The organism is Methylobacterium organophilum, assembly GCF_022179465.1.
GTDB classification, from domain to species: Bacteria; Pseudomonadota; Alphaproteobacteria; order Rhizobiales; family Beijerinckiaceae; genus Methylobacterium; species Methylobacterium organophilum.
In genome coordinates this window covers 110,780-127,497 of record NZ_BPQV01000012.1, presented here as the reverse complement: position 1 = coordinate 127,497, position 16,718 = coordinate 110,780, and the positions used below count along the sequence as shown (strand labels likewise).

At 67.8% G+C, this 16,718-nt stretch carries 14 protein-coding genes and 1 pseudogene; 6 read left to right on the top strand and 9 right to left on the bottom strand.

Features of this window, described 5'->3' with window-relative positions:
• Positions 1 to 27: 27 nt before the first annotated feature.
• The 4 genes from MFF21_RS18870 to MFF21_RS18855 are packed head-to-tail and all read left to right on the top strand — an operon-like array spanning position 28 to position 4,755.
• Entirely contained in the window at positions 28 to 1,602 is a 1,575-nt protein-coding gene (locus MFF21_RS18870; protein WP_238312918.1) for an ABC transporter substrate-binding protein, read from the top strand.
• A complete protein-coding gene (locus MFF21_RS18865) occupies positions 1,599 to 2,537 on the top strand; it encodes an ABC transporter permease (protein ID WP_238312917.1) in 939 nt (312 codons plus the stop codon). Before MFF21_RS18870 ends, MFF21_RS18865 begins: the two co-directional genes overlap by 4 nt.
• A complete protein-coding gene (locus MFF21_RS18860) occupies positions 2,534 to 3,370 on the top strand; it encodes an ABC transporter permease (protein WP_238312916.1) in 837 nt (278 codons plus the stop codon). Before MFF21_RS18865 ends, MFF21_RS18860 begins: the two co-directional genes overlap by 4 nt.
• Complete coding sequence (locus MFF21_RS18855) at positions 3,367 to 4,755, top strand: ABC transporter ATP-binding protein (RefSeq protein WP_238312915.1); 1,389 nt, start codon at positions 3,367 to 3,369, stop codon at positions 4,753 to 4,755. The genes MFF21_RS18860 and MFF21_RS18855 overlap by 4 nt, the downstream gene beginning before the upstream one ends.
• Positions 4,756 to 5,834: 1,079 nt before the next feature.
• On the opposite strand, the gene MFF21_RS18850 is transcribed toward MFF21_RS18855, so the two are convergent.
• Positions 5,835 to 6,218 (bottom strand): hypothetical protein, encoded by a 384-nt coding sequence (locus MFF21_RS18850; protein ID WP_238312914.1) that lies wholly within the window; start codon positions 6,216 to 6,218, stop codon positions 5,835 to 5,837.
• A 179-nt stretch (positions 6,219 to 6,397) separates the two neighbouring features.
• A pseudogene (locus MFF21_RS18845) lies at positions 6,398 to 6,709 on the bottom strand (transposase family protein); the annotation flags it as partial.
• A gap of 407 nt (positions 6,710 to 7,116) precedes the next feature.
• On the opposite strand from MFF21_RS18845, the gene MFF21_RS18840 reads away from it, so the two are divergent.
• Positions 7,117 to 8,319: a DUF2252 family protein gene (locus MFF21_RS18840; protein ID WP_283206544.1), complete on the top strand. Its 1,203-nt coding sequence runs from the start codon at positions 7,117 to 7,119 to the stop codon at positions 8,317 to 8,319.
• 45 nt (positions 8,320 to 8,364) lie between these two features.
• On the opposite strand, the gene MFF21_RS18835 is transcribed toward MFF21_RS18840, so the two are convergent.
• The 7 genes from MFF21_RS18835 to murJ all read right to left on the bottom strand — a co-directional run bounded on the left by MFF21_RS18835 (position 8,365) and on the right by murJ (position 15,855).
• Complete coding sequence (locus MFF21_RS18835) at positions 8,365 to 9,243, bottom strand: ABC transporter permease (RefSeq protein ID WP_238312913.1); 879 nt, start codon at positions 9,241 to 9,243, stop codon at positions 8,365 to 8,367.
• A gap of 10 nt (positions 9,244 to 9,253) precedes the next feature.
• A complete protein-coding gene (locus MFF21_RS18830) occupies positions 9,254 to 10,189 on the bottom strand; it encodes an ABC transporter permease (protein WP_373325057.1) in 936 nt (311 codons plus the stop codon).
• Positions 10,190 to 10,203: 14 nt separating this feature from the next.
• Complete coding sequence (locus tag MFF21_RS18825) at positions 10,204 to 11,481, bottom strand: ABC transporter substrate-binding protein (protein WP_373325056.1); 1,278 nt, start codon at positions 11,479 to 11,481, stop codon at positions 10,204 to 10,206.
• Positions 11,482 to 11,508: 27 nt separating this feature from the next.
• Positions 11,509 to 12,504 carry an ABC transporter ATP-binding protein gene (locus MFF21_RS18820; protein WP_238312911.1) on the bottom strand — a complete coding sequence of 332 codons (996 nt, stop codon included), beginning with the start codon at positions 12,502 to 12,504 and terminating at the stop codon, positions 11,509 to 11,511.
• 92 nt (positions 12,505 to 12,596) lie between these two features.
• A complete protein-coding gene (atzD, locus tag MFF21_RS18815) occupies positions 12,597 to 13,703 on the bottom strand; it encodes a cyanuric acid amidohydrolase (protein ID WP_238312909.1) in 1,107 nt (368 codons plus the stop codon).
• Between the two features lie 178 nt (positions 13,704 to 13,881).
• Positions 13,882 to 14,223: a hypothetical protein gene (locus MFF21_RS18810; protein ID WP_238312907.1), complete on the bottom strand. Its 342-nt coding sequence runs from the start codon at positions 14,221 to 14,223 to the stop codon at positions 13,882 to 13,884.
• 102 nt (positions 14,224 to 14,325) lie between these two features.
• Positions 14,326 to 15,855 carry a murein biosynthesis integral membrane protein MurJ gene (gene murJ / locus MFF21_RS18805; RefSeq protein ID WP_238312905.1) on the bottom strand — a complete coding sequence of 510 codons (1,530 nt, stop codon included), beginning with the start codon at positions 15,853 to 15,855 and terminating at the stop codon, positions 14,326 to 14,328.
• 318 nt (positions 15,856 to 16,173) lie between these two features.
• Between murJ and MFF21_RS18800 the strand changes: the two genes are divergently transcribed.
• A complete protein-coding gene (locus tag MFF21_RS18800) occupies positions 16,174 to 16,677 on the top strand; it encodes a YciE/YciF ferroxidase family protein (protein WP_238312903.1) in 504 nt (167 codons plus the stop codon).
• Positions 16,678 to 16,718 lie beyond the last annotated feature (41 nt).

The window sequence follows — 16,718 nt, the reverse complement described above, 5'->3', positions numbered from 1 at the left end:
GCTTCCCGTCGTGGAGACTCGAACCGCATGATGTTCTCGCACCGGCAGCGCCGCGTCGTCCTCCGCGGTCTGCTCAGGCTTGCCGGCTTTCTCGCCCTCGCTGCCGTCCCCACAGCCGCCGGCACCGCCAAGGATCGGAACACAGCCGAGCGCACGCTGATCGTCGTCGGCCCCTGGGAGGTTGCGGGCCTCGATCCGTCGAGCAACGGGTACGCCTTCACACGCCTGCAGGTGGCCGAGACCCTAGTCGGCGTCGATGCCGCCGGCGCGCCCGCGCCTGGCCTCGCGACCGGCTGGACGGTCTCGCCGGACGGTCTCACGTGGCGCTTCCCGCTCCGCACGGGCGTCCGGTTCCACGACGGCGCGCCCCTGAATGCGGATGCTGCGGCCGGGAGCCTGCGGCGCGCGCAAGCGAATGTCGGCCCACTGTCCCGCGTCCCCATCGCGGCGATCGCTGCCGAGGACGACGTCGTGGTCGTCAACCTGGAGCGGCCATTCGCGCTGCTGCCGGCCTTCCTGGCGAACCACACCACGATCATCCTGGCACCTGCCTCCTACGACCCGAGCGGACGCGTCGTCCGCATGATCGGCACGGGGCCCTATCGCGCCACCGCGATCGCGCCGCCGCTCCGGATCGAGCTGGAGCGCTTCGACGGCTGGTGGGGCGGATGCCCCCCCATTGCGCGGGCGCGCTACCTCGCGGTCGGTCAGGGCGAGACGCGCGCCCTGATGGCTGAAAGCGGCGAAGCTGACGTCGTGGTCTCGATCCTTCCAGTCTCGCTCGCACGTCTGCGCCGCGACCCGAAGCTCGTGGTGCAGACGGTCACGCCACCCCGGACCCGGCTCCTGAAGTTGAACGCGGGCTCTCCGCTCTTCTCCGACCCGCGCGCCCGGCGCGCGCTGAGCCTCGCCCTCGACCGCGCCGGCCTCGCCAAGGTCTTGCTGCGCAACGCCGGCCTCGGGGCCGACCAGCTCTTCCCGCCCGCCGTCGCGGGCTGGCATGCTGAAGGACTCCCGCCGCTGACCCGCGACCTCGTCCAGGCGCGTCTCCTCCTGGCCCAGGCTGGCTGGCGGCCAGGACCGGACGGCATCCTGGAGCGGGACGGCCATCGATTCTCGGCCACCTTGCGCACCTATTCCGCGTGGCCCGAGCTGCCGCCCCTGGCGGCAGCCATCCAGGCCCAGGCCCGCGAGGTCGGCATCGATCTCGCCGTCTCGATCGGCAACACCTCGGACATCCCGGCCCGCCATCGCGACGGCAGCCTGGATCTTGGCTTGGTCTCTCGCAGCTTCGCGATGATCCCGGATCCGCTGGGCACCCTGCTGCAGGATTTCGGGCCGGACGGGGGTGATTGGGGAGCGATGAACTGGCCGAGCGCCGAAACCGCCACCCTTCTCGACCGGCTCACCGTCCTCGTTGATCCGGCCGAGCGCGCACCACTGCAGCGCAGGCTGGCGGAGATCCTACAGGCCGAGTTGCCGGTCATCCCGGTGACCTGGGCCGAGTTGGCCGTGGTCGCCAACCGGCGCGTGGCCGGCGTGCGCGCCGATCCCCTGGAACGGAGCTACGGGCTCGCCGAGATGCGCTGGAATACACCATGACGCGCCTTCTCCTCGGGCGGCTGGTCCAGGCCGTGCTCGTCGCGCTCGTCGTCGGCGGCTTGTGCTTCGCCCTCGTCAGGGTTCTGCCCGGCGACGGGGCCTTCCGCATCGCCGCCGACCGTTACGGCCCGGACGCGCTCACTGGGCAGGCCGCGGAGGCCGTCCGGCAGGAACTTGGCCTCGATCGACCCTGGCCGGAACTGCTGCTGCGCTGGTTCGGCGAACTCGCCCGGGGACACCTCGGCAACTCCTTGGTCAGCGGTGAGTCGGTCTCGGAAGAACTCGTGAGCCAGCTCGGGCCCAGCTTGTGGCTCGCCGCCTGCGCCCTCATCCTGTCCCTGCTGATCGGCCTGCCGCTCGGCCTCGTGAGCGGCCTGCGGGCTGGATCGGGCCTCGACCGCCTCGCGCTGATCGGAGCCGTGGCTTTGCGGGCGCTGCCCCCCTTCGTCCTCGGCCTCATGCTGATGCTGGTCTTCAGCATCCGGCTCGAATGGTTGCCGCCCGCCGGCTACGGCACCTGGCGCGAGATGGCGCTGCCCAGCCTGACCCTGGCGCTAGGACTCGCTGCCGTGTCGAGCCGCGTGACACGCGACGCCGTCGCGGAGGTCGGGGCCACGACCTACTACCGCTTCGCCCGGCTCAAGGGCCTGCCCGAGCGCGCAGTGCTCGTTCGGCACGGGTTGCGCAACGCCGCCATACCGGTCGTCACCTACCTGGGCCTCCAGGCGGTCTACCTCATCGAGGGCGTCGTCGTGGTCGAGTCGCTGTTCGCCTATCCGGGCATCGGCCACGCACTGGTGCACGCAGTCATCGCCCGTGACGTGCCGATGGTCCAGGGCGCCGCCCTCGTCATGGGCCTGATGTTCGTCCTCCTGAACCTCGGGGTCGACCTGCTCTGCCGGCTCCTCGACCCTCGCCTGGGGGCCGCCCGATGACGATCCAGATGCAGGACCTCGCCGGTACGGCGCCTCTGCGTTCGGACCCTTGGCCGATCTCGCGCCGCGTCGGTCTCGGGCTGCTCACCCTGCTCGCGGCCTTCGCGCTCCTGGGCCCGGTCCTCGTCAGCGCCGATCCCGCCCGCCAGGACCTGTCCGCGAGCCTGGCGCCGATCGGCGGCGACTTCCTGCTCGGGGCCGACCATTACGGGCGCAGCCTGCTGGCGCGGCTCGCCCACGGGGCCCGGCTCTCCTTCGGCATGGCGCTGCTGACCATGCTGAGCGCCGCGGTGCCGGGGCTCCTGCTCGGCGTGCTGGCGGCTTGGCACGGCGGCGTGACGGAACGGATCCTCGTGGCCCTGTCCGACATTGTCCTCGCCCTGCCGGGGCTGCTGCTCGTGCTGCTCCTGCTGGCGTTCGCGCCGGGTCATTTCCTTCCGCTCTACCTCGGCCTGTCGCTCTCGCTCTGGGTCGAGTTCTTCCGCGTCGCCCGCACCACGACGGCGCGTCTGCTCGTCGAGCCGCGGATCGAGGCCTCGCGCCTGCTCGGCTTCGGCACGTTCTACATCCTGCGCCACCACGTGCTGCCGGAGATCACGCCACTCCTCCTGACCCTGGCCTCCTTCGCGATGGGCACGGCCATCCTGGCGATCTCGACCCTGTCGGCGATCAGCGTCGGCCTGCAGCCGCCGACGCCCGAGCTCGGCAGCATGATCGTCGAGCTCCTGCCTTACTACGCCGAGGCGCCGCTGGCAGTGCTGATGCCCGGGATCCTGATCTTCCTGCTGGTGCTCGGCCTGCAGCTCACCGCGCGCGGAGGCACAGTCCGGTGACGACAGCCCTACGCATCGAGGATCTCACGATCCGCACGGAAGGCCGGGTTCTGGTCTCCGGCTTCTCGGCTGCGGTCGGGCGGGGCGAGCCGCTGACACTGCTCGGCGAGTCCGGTTCGGGCAAGTCGCTCGTGGCCCAGGCCATCATGGGGACCTTGCCGCCGGGTCTCGTCGCGAGCGGCCGTATCCTCCTCGATGGCGCGGATCTCCTGCGCCTCGACGGCGCGGCGCGACGGAACCTATGGGGACGGCGCATCGGTCTCCTCCCCCAAGAGCCCTGGACCGCCCTCGATCCGACAATGCGGGCTAAGGGGCAACTCGCCGAGGTCCACCGGTACGTGCACCGTCGACGCGACGCGGACCGTCACGCCGCCGCCGGGCTTGACGAGGTCGGCCTCACCGAGGCGGATGGGCATTACCCGTTCCAGATGTCGGGCGGCATGTGCCAGCGCCTCGCACTCGCCATGGCGCACGCGGCGGAAGCCCCAATCCTTCTCGCCGACGAGCCTAGTAAGGGCCTCGACGGCGTCTTGCGTGGCGATGTCGTCGCGCGGCTGCAGCGCGAGGTCGCGGCCGGGCGCTTACTCCTGACGATCACGCACGACATCGCGCTGGCCCGTGCCCTTGGCGGCACGACCTGCGTGATGCTCGACGGGCATGCGGTCGAGGCGGGGCCGACGGCGGAGGTCCTCGATGCGCCCGTCCATCCCTACACGCGGGCGCTGATCGACGCCGACCCGAGCACCTGGCCGCACTGCGCGCCGCGGCAGCTAGGCTCCGTCGTGATCAATGGGACGGGCTTGGCGAAAGTGTTCGGGCGCCGGCGACTGTTCATGGACCTGAGCGTCCAAGTCCGTGCGGGCGAGATCGTCGCCGTGGTCGGCCCGAGCGGCAGCGGCAAGACCACGCTCGGTAACATCCTCGTCGGTACCGAGAGGCCGGATCGCGGCTGGGTCCAACGCGCACCGGGTGCCGCACCGAACAGGTTCCAGAAGCTCTACCAGGATCCTCCGGCGGCTTTCGTGCCGCACCAGAACATGGGACGGGCGCTCGACCACCTGGCGCGAAGGCATGGCTTGGACCTGGAGCGTGTCGAGGCGCTGCTCTCTCGCCTGAAGCTGTCGCCTCGTCTTCGAAAGCAGCGCCCCGGTGAACTCTCAGGTGGTGAACTACAGAGGTTCGCCCTGGCACGCGTGCTCTTGCTCGATCCCGTCTTTCTGTTCGCGGACGAGGCGACGTCGCGCCTCGATCCCATCAACCAGATGCAGGTTGCGGGGATGCTGCGCGAGGCAAGCGAGCGTGACGGTCTCGCCATCCTCTTCGTCACGCATGACGCGGAGATGGCCGAGCGGATCGCGGACCGATTGATCACACTGCGATCGTGACAGACTCTTATGGATACGCGTTCGCTTCCGTCGGGCTGCTACTCTATAAAGCACGCTTCGAGAGCGACAGCGGCTGAAAGCTGGCATTGCCCAAGAGTTTGACCTTGGTCGGCAAGATCAAGGATTGCGAGACGACGGACTAGCTCCACATATTCCGGACGACGGAGTCAAACAGGGAGGAGGGCAAGTCCCTAAGAAGGCGATACCTGTACTCCTGACCACCGATGACGAGCGCGACGCCCCGGGTGAGCACCTTGAGCATAGGCAGCCGCTCTGCAATGTCTGCTCCCGGATAGATCGCTGTAAATCGTCGGGCGCGTCCAGAAGGCAGACCGCCCTCGGGCGATCTAGCACAACACGCGACCGATGGCGTGCGCGACCAAGCCGAGCATCCTGATTGGCAAAACGACGAGACATTGCAACCTGCAATTCGTGGACTGATTAAATTTTATCTGCCAGCATTTCTGCGCGAGATATCGAGTCAAGGCAGATAGCGTTGCCTTCAAAATCTCTCAAAGATGACGAAATATAATATGAATTACTTATATTCACGAATTGACAATCAAACTAATAAATTATTCGCAAAATGAAAATTATGCATGGCCTGCAGGGCGCCGAGAAAAGTACTCATCGAAATTGGATATATCTTCGGAGAAATTTTAAAAGCCCGACCGACTGAGCATTGATGAGCTTCATTGTCCGCAGAACGGCCCGGAAGAGAAACGGTGCGGGTTGAGGTCGTGGCCAGCCCAGGTTGCGATAGCGCTCCGGCAGGCCCGATCCGCATCCTTCAGGTAGCGCTCGAAGTGCTGGGCGGGCGGTTCGTCACTCACGGACCACCGGCGCGGCAAGGATGGCGCGGCGCAGGGCAGCCCCGTGCTGAACGGTCGTGGATTCCAGGCGCGCGATAACGGATCGGGCGAGAGCCGAGGCATCGACCGCAGCCCCTTCGGATCGAGCCATTTGGCAAGCTACAGCTAGTACATGCAGCAACCTGCCATTAAGCCCGATCCAAGGCACGATTGAGGTCACAAACTCAGGAAATATTTTATTTTTATTCTCATAGTTCTGTAGAAAATCTATATCCCGACGGCTCCAGTATATATCCCTCCATTGATTTTCCTCAACTCTTCAAGCGCACTTTTATCTAATTCATATTTACCATCTTTGTATTTATGAATGGCAGTTGTTACATATTTTCCGTCTTTCCAATCAATTCTGTGAATATCTGGGCGAGGAAAAAATGACCATCCACCCACGATACCATCGAGCTGCGCATCGTTTAGATTTTCGAAAGCTTCTGGGGAATTTAAAAAATAATTCATAACACCTCTTCCTCTGATGGCGCGTTCGAGTTTCTGGCTTAAGTTCGAACGCGTTATAGTTGAATCATTCGGCTCGCAATTGATGTGTGCAACGTCACGAAAGCCACCAATATCGATAAAATCATCTCGATTTTTCAAAGTTCAACAATGACCGAACATAATCAGAATAATTTTCCAGAAAACAAAAAATATAAAAACATACAGATTTAATATAGCCAACTGCTTGAGAGGCGTGAGCCATTTTGACTCCCCGAGACTTCGACAACCAAGCTGGCACTGCCAGAAAATTTGCATAGGTCGTGGAATAGGTAAGGGACTCATAAAGTTCGTAGTAAGACCCGCACGGCTGCGAGCTTGACGCTGGCCAGGAAGTTCTCGGGATCCTTGTCGTAGCACGTGGCGACGGCTCGGAAGTGATTGATCTTGCTGAAGAAGCGCTCGACGAGATTGCGGTACTTGTAGGGGAACAGGCTGAAAGCCGGCACCTGCTTGCGGTTGGGCATCGGCCTCAAGTTAGCCTACGCGCCCTGCTCAGCCATCTGGACGCGCAACGCGTCGCTGTCGTAGGCCCGATCACCCAGCAGGATCTGACCTGCGCCCAACCCGCCCAGCATGTCGGACGCCGCGCGAGCGACCCATGCCACCGGATCGGCCTGATAGGGGAGGGGCCTCTACGAGGCGCTCAGGCTGTGTCCAAACCCAGGTCGCTCGTATATGGATTTCGCTCGTTCGTCATGCCTGCCCTGGACACACAGATCATTGATTTATAATTGCTTTTTCCGATCGGCAATTAACTTAATCTGTAGGTCTGGGTTCGAGTCCCAGCGCGCTCACCAAAAATTCCTGAAGAGAAATCGATTGTAAGACCAATGTGTTCGGTGCCTCTGGGGCTGAGCCGATGTCGTTGCCTGGACCTTGTCACTCTGGCTGACGGGAACGTGATATGTCGGAGGCTCCTACTGCCCTGCACACTCGACTGAAAACGGATACGGCTTCGCTGCGCAGGCACAACCAGCGTCGCGTAAAAGGTCATGGAATGCGTCACGACGGCCTGTGTGAGCCGAACGAACGAGCGGCCGTGCTGGAGCACCAGCGCAGACTCAAGATGGCGCGATCGGCGCATGCCTATGTCCGGGGCAACACGCTGCGTTTCTACGAGTGGCTCGACGGCCTCTCCCGGGGCACCCTACCTGAGGGACCGCCGATCTGGATCTGCGGCGACTGCCATCTCGGTAATCTTGGCCCGCTTGCCGATACCGATGGTCGGGTCGACATCCAGATCCGCGATCTTGATCAAGCGGTCATCGGTAATCCAGTTCATGATCTCATCAGACTCGGATTGTCGCTGGCCAGCGCCGCGCGCGGCTCGAACCTGCCGGGCGTCGTCACCGCCCACATGCTGGACCAGATGATCCGGGGCTATGCTCTTGGTCTAACGGGGCCGGCGGAAGACGAGACGCCGCCTGAGCCTGATGTGGTCCAGATGGTGCGCCGCCGCGCGCTCGGCCGCCGCTGGAAGCAGCTCGCCCGCGAACGCTTGAAGGATGTGGAACTCAACATCCCTCTCGGCCGAAAATTTTGGGCTCTTTCACCAGACGAACGAGATTCGATCGAGAGCTTGTTTCGGGAGTCCGCCGTACGCCGCCTCGTACTTGCACTGAACGGCGGGGACGGAGAGGCAAAGGTAAGCCTCATTGATGCCGCCTACTGGATGAAGGGATGCAGCTCTCTGGGTTTCCTCCGTTACGCCGCCCTCATCCGGATCAGCGGGACGGAGAAGAAAAGGCGGCTCGCTCTCGTCGACCTAAAGGAGGCGGTCGAAGCGGCTGCCCCTGCTGCCCCAGGCGCGCAGATGCCGAAGGATCAAGCCGAGCGCGTGGTAAACGGGGCGAGAGCGCTCTCGCCGAATCTCGGCGAGCGCATGTTGGCCACTCATGTGCTCGGCAAGCCGGTGGTCATGCGTGAACTCTTTCCGCAAGATCTCAAGCTCGACGTCGAGCAGTTCAGCCGCGCAGAGGCGATCCGAGCGGCACATTACCTCGCCTTCGTGGTGGGCAAGGCGCATGGACGTCAGATGGAGGATGCAACCCGACGCGATTGGCGCCGAACGGTCTCCGAAAGTCGATCCGGTGCGGACGCGCCCTCTTGGCTTTGGTCGAGCGTGGTTGAGTTGGCGGGGCGGCATGAGGTGGGGTACCTCGACCATTGCCGGCGCTTCGCGGAGATCCAGGCGGCATAGGGGGTTGAGGGCCGGGCGGCGCCGGGGCGCCCCGAAGCCGCGCCCTCACGCCTCCGAGGCGCGGCGGCGGCGGACGAGGAGAACGGCCAGCAAAGCGAGCAGGATCACGCTCGCCGAGACCGCCGTCGTCAGGGTGCCGAGCGCGTAGATCTCCGGCGTGGTCACGGTGGTGGTGAGCCCCTGCAATTCGAGCGGCAGGGTGTTGCGGCTCCCGACCGCCTGGCTGGTGCGGGCGAGCTCGTCGAAGGACAGGGTGAAGCCGAACAGGGCGACGCCGACCAGGGAGGGCGCCAGGATCGGCACGACGACGTGGCGCAGGGTCTGGGCGCCGCTGGCGCCGAGATCGCGGGCGGCCTCCTCGTAGGCCGGATCGAACCGGTTGAAGACCGCGAACATGATGAGCAGCCCGAAGGGCAGCGTCCAGGTCAGATGTGCCCCCAGGGCGGAGGTCCACAGGCCCATCAGGGTGCCGTGATCCTGCAGGAAGCCCCAGCCGGTGGCGGCCGCCAGCACCTTGAGGCCGTCGTCGATCAGGCGGAATTCCAGCCCGATCCCGAGGGAGATCACGATCGAGGGCACGATCAGGCTGGCGATGGCCAGCACGAACAGCCCCCGCGCCCCGGCAAAGCCCTTGCGGAAGGCGAGCCCGGCGAAGAAGGCGATCACCACGGTGAGCAGCATCACCGCAAGCCCGAGGCGCAGGGAGCGCCCGAAGGCCGCCCAGATGTCGACCACGCCCCCGCCCGCCCAGAGGCGGGCGAACCAGTGGGTCGAGACGCCGTTCATCGGGAAGGTCAGGCCCCCCTGCGGCCCCTGGAAGCTCAGCACCAGGATCGCCAGGGTCGGCCCGTAGAGGAACAGCACGAACAGCGCGAAGAAGGCGGCGAGCAGGTAGAAGCTCCAGGGCCGGGGACGGTCGCTCACGGCAGGGCCCTCACAATTCGCGCCGCAGGTCGATCATCCGGGTCAGGCCGAAGATCATCAGCATCACCGCCGCCAGCAGCACGATCGCGTTCGCCGCGGCCGCCGGGAATTGCAGGTAGGACATCTGCACCTGGATGACCTTGCCGACGGAGGCGATCTGCTGGCCGCCCATGACGCCGACGGTGACGAAATCGCCCATCACCAGGGTCAGCACGAAGATGACCCCGATGGCGATGCCCGGCTTGGCGAGGGGGATCACCACGTGCCGCAGGATCTGCCAGCCCGAGGCGCCGGCATCGTGGGCGGCCTCGATCAGCGAGCGGTCGATGCGGGCCATGCTGTTGAAGATCGGCACGACCATGAACACCGTGTAGAGGTGCACGAAGGCGAGCACGACGGAGAAGTCGGAATAGAGCAGCCCCTCGATCGGCGCTCCGATCAGCCCCAGGGCGCCCAGGGTCTCGTTGACGAGCCCGTTGCGGCCGAGCAGCGGGATCCAGGAGATCATCCGGATCACGTTGGAGGTCCAGAACGGGATCGTGCAGAGGAGGAACAGGGCCGTCTGCACCGCCCGCGAGCGCACGTGGAAGGCCAGGAAATACGCGACGGTGAAGCCGATCAGCAGCGTGAAGGCCAGGGTCAGGGCGCAGAACTTCAGGGTCGAGAGATAGGTCCGCACCGTGGTGCAGAGATCGGCCGAGAGGCAGCCCTCGAACAGGTCCGCGTAGTTCTGCAGGGTGAAGGCCGGGATGATCTCGTATTCGTTGTACTCCCAGAAGCTGACCATCAGGATCAGCAGCAGGGGCACGGCCAGGAAGGCCAGGAGCACGAGGGCGAGGGGCGACGCCTGGAGCGCGGCGAGCCGACGCCCCCGCCCGGCCCTGGTCGGCCGGGCGGAGGTGGCGGGTTCGGCCGCCGCCGGAACGGGCAGCGCCGGCGCGGAGATGGCCTCGGCCCCGCTCACGCCGCGATGAACTCGTTCCACTTGCGGACCATGTAGGTGTTCTCGTCCATCACCGCGTTCCAGCAGGCGACCGCGCCCATGCGCTGCTCGAAGGAGCCGCCGTCGCGCACCGCGCCCGCCTTCTCGAGGACGGAGCCGTCCGGCCCCTTGATGTCCTTCTCGGCGGGCTTGCCCTCCATCCAGTAGGCCCATTCGTAGGGCTCCATCTGGGTCTTGGCCGTGTCCAGCACGGCGGAATAGTAGCCCTGGCGGTTGAGATGGGCCCCGGCCCAGCCGGACAGGAACCAGTTCACGAAGTCGTAGGCGGCATCGAGCTTCCGGCCGGTCAGGGTCTTGGGCAGGCCGAAGCCCGTCGCCCAGGCGCGGTAGCCCTCCTTCATCGGCTGGTAGATGCAGGGCACGCCCTGGCTGCGCACCTTGGTGACGGCGGGCGACCACATCGACTGGATGACGGTCTCGCCCGAGGCCATCAGGTTCACGGATTCGTTGAAGTCCTGCCAGAAGGCGCGGAACTGGCCGGCGCGCTTGGCCTCGATCAGCACCTTGATGGTGCGGTCGATCTCGGCCTTCGTCATGTTGCCCTTGTCGGGATAGGTGTATTCGCCCGCCGCCTCGATCGCCATGGCGGCGTCCATGATGCCGATGGAGGGGATGTTCAGGATCGAGGCCTTGCCCTTGAATTCCGGGTTGAACAGCTCCTTCCAGCTCTCGATCGGCCGCTTGATCAGGTCCGGGCGGATGCCGAGGGTGTCGGCGTTGTAGGTGACCGGGATCAGCGTGATCCATTCCGTGGGCGCGCCGGCGAAGGTCTTGGCCGTCTGCCCCTCGAGATAGAACACCTTCTTGGGCGCGGTGCCCTGCTCGCCGATCTTCCGGCCCTCGATCTCGCCCTTGGTGAAGACGGAGGTGATCTTGTCGGCGTTCTTGATGCGCCGGGCATCCATGCCGACGATGTTGCCCGAGGGAATGATCTTCTTCAGGCTGAAGAACTCGGTGTCGAGGATGTCGAACGAGTTCGGCTGGGTCACGGCCCGCTTGGTCACCTCGTCGGTGACGACGGGGATGTATTCCAGCGTGATCCCGAGATCCTCCTTCACCTTGCGGGCGATATCGGCGGACTGGTTCACGGCGGTGCCGAGATAGCGCAGGGTCACCGGCTCGGAGGCGATGACCGCCGGAAAGCCGGTGATCGGCCCGGCGCCCAGGGCGAGGCCGGCGGCACCGGCGCCCTGCAGGAGTCCCCGGCGGGTCGGCTTGAAGTCTCGCGTCACGATGTCTGTCCCTTTCTGGGTGAGGGATGGTCAGGCGTTGAGGCGGTGGGCCGCTTGCGCGTCCCAGCCGACGGCGACGACGTCGCCGAGGCTCAGGGGATGCGCGGCGAAATCGCCGTCGCTCAGCACGGCGGTCAGGGCGGATCCCGTCTCGGAGGCGGCGCCGAGCCCCTCGGCTTCGAGGCCGACATGGACGCTCGCGCCCTGGTACTCGACGGCGACGACCCGGGCCGGGCGGCCGGCGGGGCCGGCCGCGGGGCCGAGGCGCATCCGGTCCGAGCGGACCGCCACCGGCCCCTCGGGCAGGGCGATCACGTTGTGGCCGCCGATGAAGCGGGCCACGAAGGCGGTCGCCGGCCGCTCGAACACCGTGCGCGGGTCCGCCGCCTGCTCGATGCGGCCGGCATTCATCACCACCACGAGGTCGGACAGCGCCATGGCCTCCTCCTGGCTGTGGGTGACGTGGATGAAGGTGAGGCCGAGCTCGGCCTGGATCCGCTTCAGCTCGACCCGCATCCGCACCCGCAGGAAGGGATCGAGGGCCGAGAGCGGCTCGTCGAGGAGCAGCACCTTCGGGTCGCTGACCAGGGCGCGGGCCAGGGCGACGCGCTGGCGCTGGCCGCCGGAGAGCTGCGCGGGCAGGCGGTCGGCGAGATGGGCCATCTGCACGAGGTCGAGCATGGCGGCGGCCTTCGCGTGCCGGGCGGCCTTCGAAACGCCGCGCATGCGCAAGGAGAAGGCGACGTTGTCCCGGCAGGTGAGGTGCGGGAACAGGGCGTAGCTCTGGAACATCATCGCGGTGCCGCGCTCGGCGGGCGGCGCATCGCCGACCGCGTGCGGGCCGATCACCACGTCGCCGCTCGTCGCGGCCTCGTGGCCGCCGATCATGCGCAGGGTCGTGGTCTTGCCGCAGCCGGAGGGGCCGAGCAGGCAGCAATAGGCGCCGGAGGGGATCTTCAGGTCGATCCCGTCGACGGCGACCTGGCCGCCATAGCGCTTGGTCAGTCGGATCAGCTCGACATCCATGCGTGTCTCCCGGCCGGCATGCCCGCAACGGCTGCCGCAAGAGGTGGGCCAGACGCCCTGCCTCGGTCGACGCATCGTCGGGGAATGGCCCTTCAGGCCGCCGCCACCCGGGCGATGATCGCGACCGGGCCGCCGCCATCCGGCCCCTGGTGCTCGGCGCCGCCGGAGACGAAGAGCTCCGTCCGCCCGAGGGCGGCGGCGGCCACGCCGCCCACCAGCGCCCGGGCATGCCGGGTGGCGTTGATGTCGCTGTCGTCGTTCATGATGTGGCGGCTGCCGCGGATCAGGCCGTCATGGCTCGGCTCGGCCTTGGCCAGCAGGGCGAGCACCCGCGCCCCCGCCTCGGGGGAGAGCTGGCCGGCGGCCTCGAAGCCGAGATCGGCCAGCGCCCCCTGGATCGCGGGCAGGTCGATCCCGTCCCGCATCACCCGGTGGGCGATGCGCAGGGGGCCGCCCCAGCCGGGGGCGTTGCCCAGGACGATGACCTCGTTGCGCATCAGCTCGATGCCCGCCGAGGCGCTGGCGCGGCCGGACCAGAGGTCGCGCCGCTGCCCGATCGCCGCATCGTCGAGGGCGGCCTCCGGGATCTCGCCGAGGGCGAGGCCGATGCCCAGGGCCGAGGCGCCCCGCGACAGGCCCATGGAGGCGTAGGTGTCGTGGGTCGCCACCGTGTGGCCGCGGCCGGCCGCCTCGTGGATGCGGGCGCTGGTGAGGAGTGGGCATTTGACCTGGACGAAATGCACGTCGTCCGGATCGGTGATGCCGGCCGCCGCCATGGCCTCGGCCACCGCCGCCGCGGTGGCGCGGACCTGCGCCATCCGGCCGATCTCCTCGGGGGCGAAATCCGGCGTGAAGGCCGTGCCGACGGCGAGCGCCGACCCCTCCGCCTGCGGCCCGTCCCGGCGGGCGACCACGAGGAGATGCGGGCTGAGGCCACCCTCCGTGCCGCCGGACATGACCAGGGCGATGCGGGCGCCGACCGCCTCCGGCGTCACGCCCAGGCAGCCGGCCAGCGCCGCCTCGATCGCCATCACCGCGAGTGGCCGGGTGAAATCGTTGACGCAGCCATTGCCCTCGGTCTTGCCGAAGATGCCGACGATCTCCTGCGCGGCGACGGCGCCGGAGCGGATCAGATCGAGCAGACCGGCGGTATCCGCCGGGTGGCGGGTCGGCACACGGAAGACGAGGCACTCGGGCATCGGGCACGCGGAACGCTGGCGGGGCGGGACGACCACCCGACGCTAGCGCGCCCACCGGAGCCGAACGAGCACAGGTTTTCGGCCACGCCGCCCCCTTTCAGGCAGCGGTTGCAAAATGGGCAGCCCGGCGGTCACGCCGCGGACAGGGGCCCGCCGCGGCGCGAGGCGCCCCCCGCGCCTATTCGCAGACCTCGACGCGGCGATAGGTGAATTCCAGGTCGTTCAACCACTCCTTGCGGCGCTCGTAGTGGCAGACGGGGCCGGGCGGGCGCGGGCGCACATAGACCGGCGGCGCCTCCTCCTCCACGTAGACCGGCCGCGGGCGGTAGGGCGCCGGGGGCGGCGGCGGGCTGTTCAGCATGGCGCCGAGGGCCAGGCCGCCGACGACGCCCGCGGCGGCGCCGCCGAGCAGGGCGCCGTTGCGGCCGTCGCGGGCGGAGGCCGGGGCGGCGACGAGGGCGGCGCCGACAAGCGCCGCGCAGAGCCCGATCCGGGCTTGGCCGAGGAGGGAGGCAGGCACGATCGCGTACTCCGGATGAATCCGCGGAAGCTAAGACGCGACAGGCTTAACAATCCCCCAACGCGCCCGCGACGCGCGCGGCCGCCGGGGGCGATCGCGGCCCTAGCGGCGGCGCAGGCGCACCCCGAACAGGGCGAGGCAGGCCAGGAGCGCGCCGGCATAGGCGAGGGCGCCCGCGAGGCCGAGGAGCCCGAGCACCGCGATCTCCCGGACATGCGGCAGGGGCGGCACCAGCCGTTCCGCGAAAGGCTGGCCGGCGAGGGCGACCAGGGCGAGCAGCCCGCAGGCCACGACCACCCCGGCGACGGTGACGAGGAGCGGCCGGCTCGGGGCCGTCCAGCCCCGGCGCAGGGCCAGGAGGTAGAGCAGCGCGAGGTTGATCCACTGGCCGATGGCGGTGGCCAGGGCGAGGCCGGTGACGCCGTAGGGGCCGGTGAGCCCGATCTTCAGCGCCACGTTGACCGCGATGCCGGTGAGCGAGGCGACGAGGGGCGTCACCGTGTCCTGGCGGGCGTAGAAGCTCGCCACCGCCGAGCGCACCAGCACCACCGCGGGCAGGGCGAGGCCGTAGGCGGCGAGCACGGAGCCCGCTCGCGCAGCATCCTCCGCCGTGAAGGCGCCGCGCTGGAACAGGGCGGCCATGATCAGCCCGGGCAGCGTCAGGAAGGCGACGGCGAAGGGGGCGGAGAGGGCGAGCGAGAAGCCGGCCGCCCGGTTCTGCGCCGCATGGGCGCCGGCCACGTCCCCGGCGGCGATCCGCCGGCTCATCTCCGGCAGCAGCACCGTGCCCGCGGCGATGGCGATGACGCCGAAGGGCAGCTGGTAGAGCCGGTCGGCATAGTAGAGCGCCGAGACCGCGCCCACGGGCAGGAAGCTCGCGATGATGGTGTCGGCGAAGGCGGCGATCTGGAAGCCGGCGGAGCCGATCACCGCCGGCCCGAGCACCTTGAAGAAGCGCCGGATCTCGGGATCGCGCAGGCTCGGCCGGATCAGCCCGGGGCTGAAGCCGCCGCGCCGGGCCGCCCCCCAGACCAGCAGGAATTGCAGCACGCCGGAGACCGACACGCCCCAGGCGGCGGCATAGGCCGCGTTCGGGAACAGGAAGGCGAGGCCGAGGGCGGCCAGCATCGCGAGGTTGAGCAGCACCGGCGCACCGGCGGCGGCGGCGAATTTCCGCTGCGCGTTCAGGATGCCGGAGAACAGCGTCACCAGCGTCATGAACAGCAGGTAGGGGAAGGTGATCCGGGTGAGCGCGACGGCCAGCGCGAAGCGCTCCGGATCCTCGGAGAAACCCGGCGCGAGGGCGCGCACCACCCAGGGCATGGCCGGCAGGGCCAGCGCCAGCAGGGCGATCTGCACGATCAGCATCAGCGCGAGGATGCGGCCGGAGAAGAGCCGCGCCGCCCCGGGCTCGCCCGCCTCGGCGAGCCGGGCATAGGCCGGCACGAAGGCGGTGTTGAAGGCGCCCTCGCCGAAGATCGCCCGGAAATGGTTGGGCAGGCGGAAGGCCACGACGAAGGCGTCGGCGATCGGCCCCGCGCCCATCACCGCCGCGGTCACCACGTCGCGGGCGAAGCCCGTGACCCGGGAGACCAGCGTCCAACCCCCGACGGAGAGGATCGCGCGGATCATCGCGCCGTCCCCGCGCCGCGGAGGGCGACCAAGCGGCGCGGCGCCGGAGCGCGGCCCTGCGGATGGAGGCTCGTCATGCCCCGTCCCTAGCAGAAGCCGCGCGCCGAAGGAGGGCGTCCGCAGGCCCGGCGCGCGGTCCACCCGCTCCCTGTTGCAGGGATGCGTCGGGGCGGCCCGCGCCGGGAACAAGGCCGGAGAGGAGAGGTTCTCCGGCTGTGTCCCGGGCGGCGAGACGCGACCGGACATCGCGGCAGGACGCTCGGATCCCGGGGAAGTCCTCCGGGCACCGGAGACCACGCGCCAATCCAGGAGGAAGCCATGGGCCTGTTCACGCGGGACATCAAGACGCTGGACGATCTCTTCGTCCACACGCTCCAGGACATCTATTACGCCGAAAATCAGATCACCAAGGCTCTGCCGAAGATGATCGACAAGGCGACCAGCCCGGAGCTCAAGAACGGCTTCAAGAAGCATCTTGCCGAGACCGAGAACCAGATCAAGCGCCTGGAGCAGGTCTTCCAGATGCACGGCCATTCGCCGAAGGCGGTGACCTGCCCGGCCATCAACGGCATCATCGAGGAGGCCAACGAGGTCGCCGGCGAGATCGCCGACAAGGACGTCCTTGATGCCGGGCTCGTCGCCTCGGCCCAGGCCGTCGAGCATTACGAGATCACCCGCTACGGCACCCTGATCGCCTGGGCCCGGCGCCTCGGCCGCGACGATTGCGCGGGCGTGCTCCAGCAGAACCTCGACGAGGAGAAGGCCGCCGACCAGACGCTCACCGCGCTGGCCGAACGGCAGGTCAACCAGCACGCCGCCTGAGACGAGCCGATCAACGGGAGCAGAAGGGACCGGGCGATCGA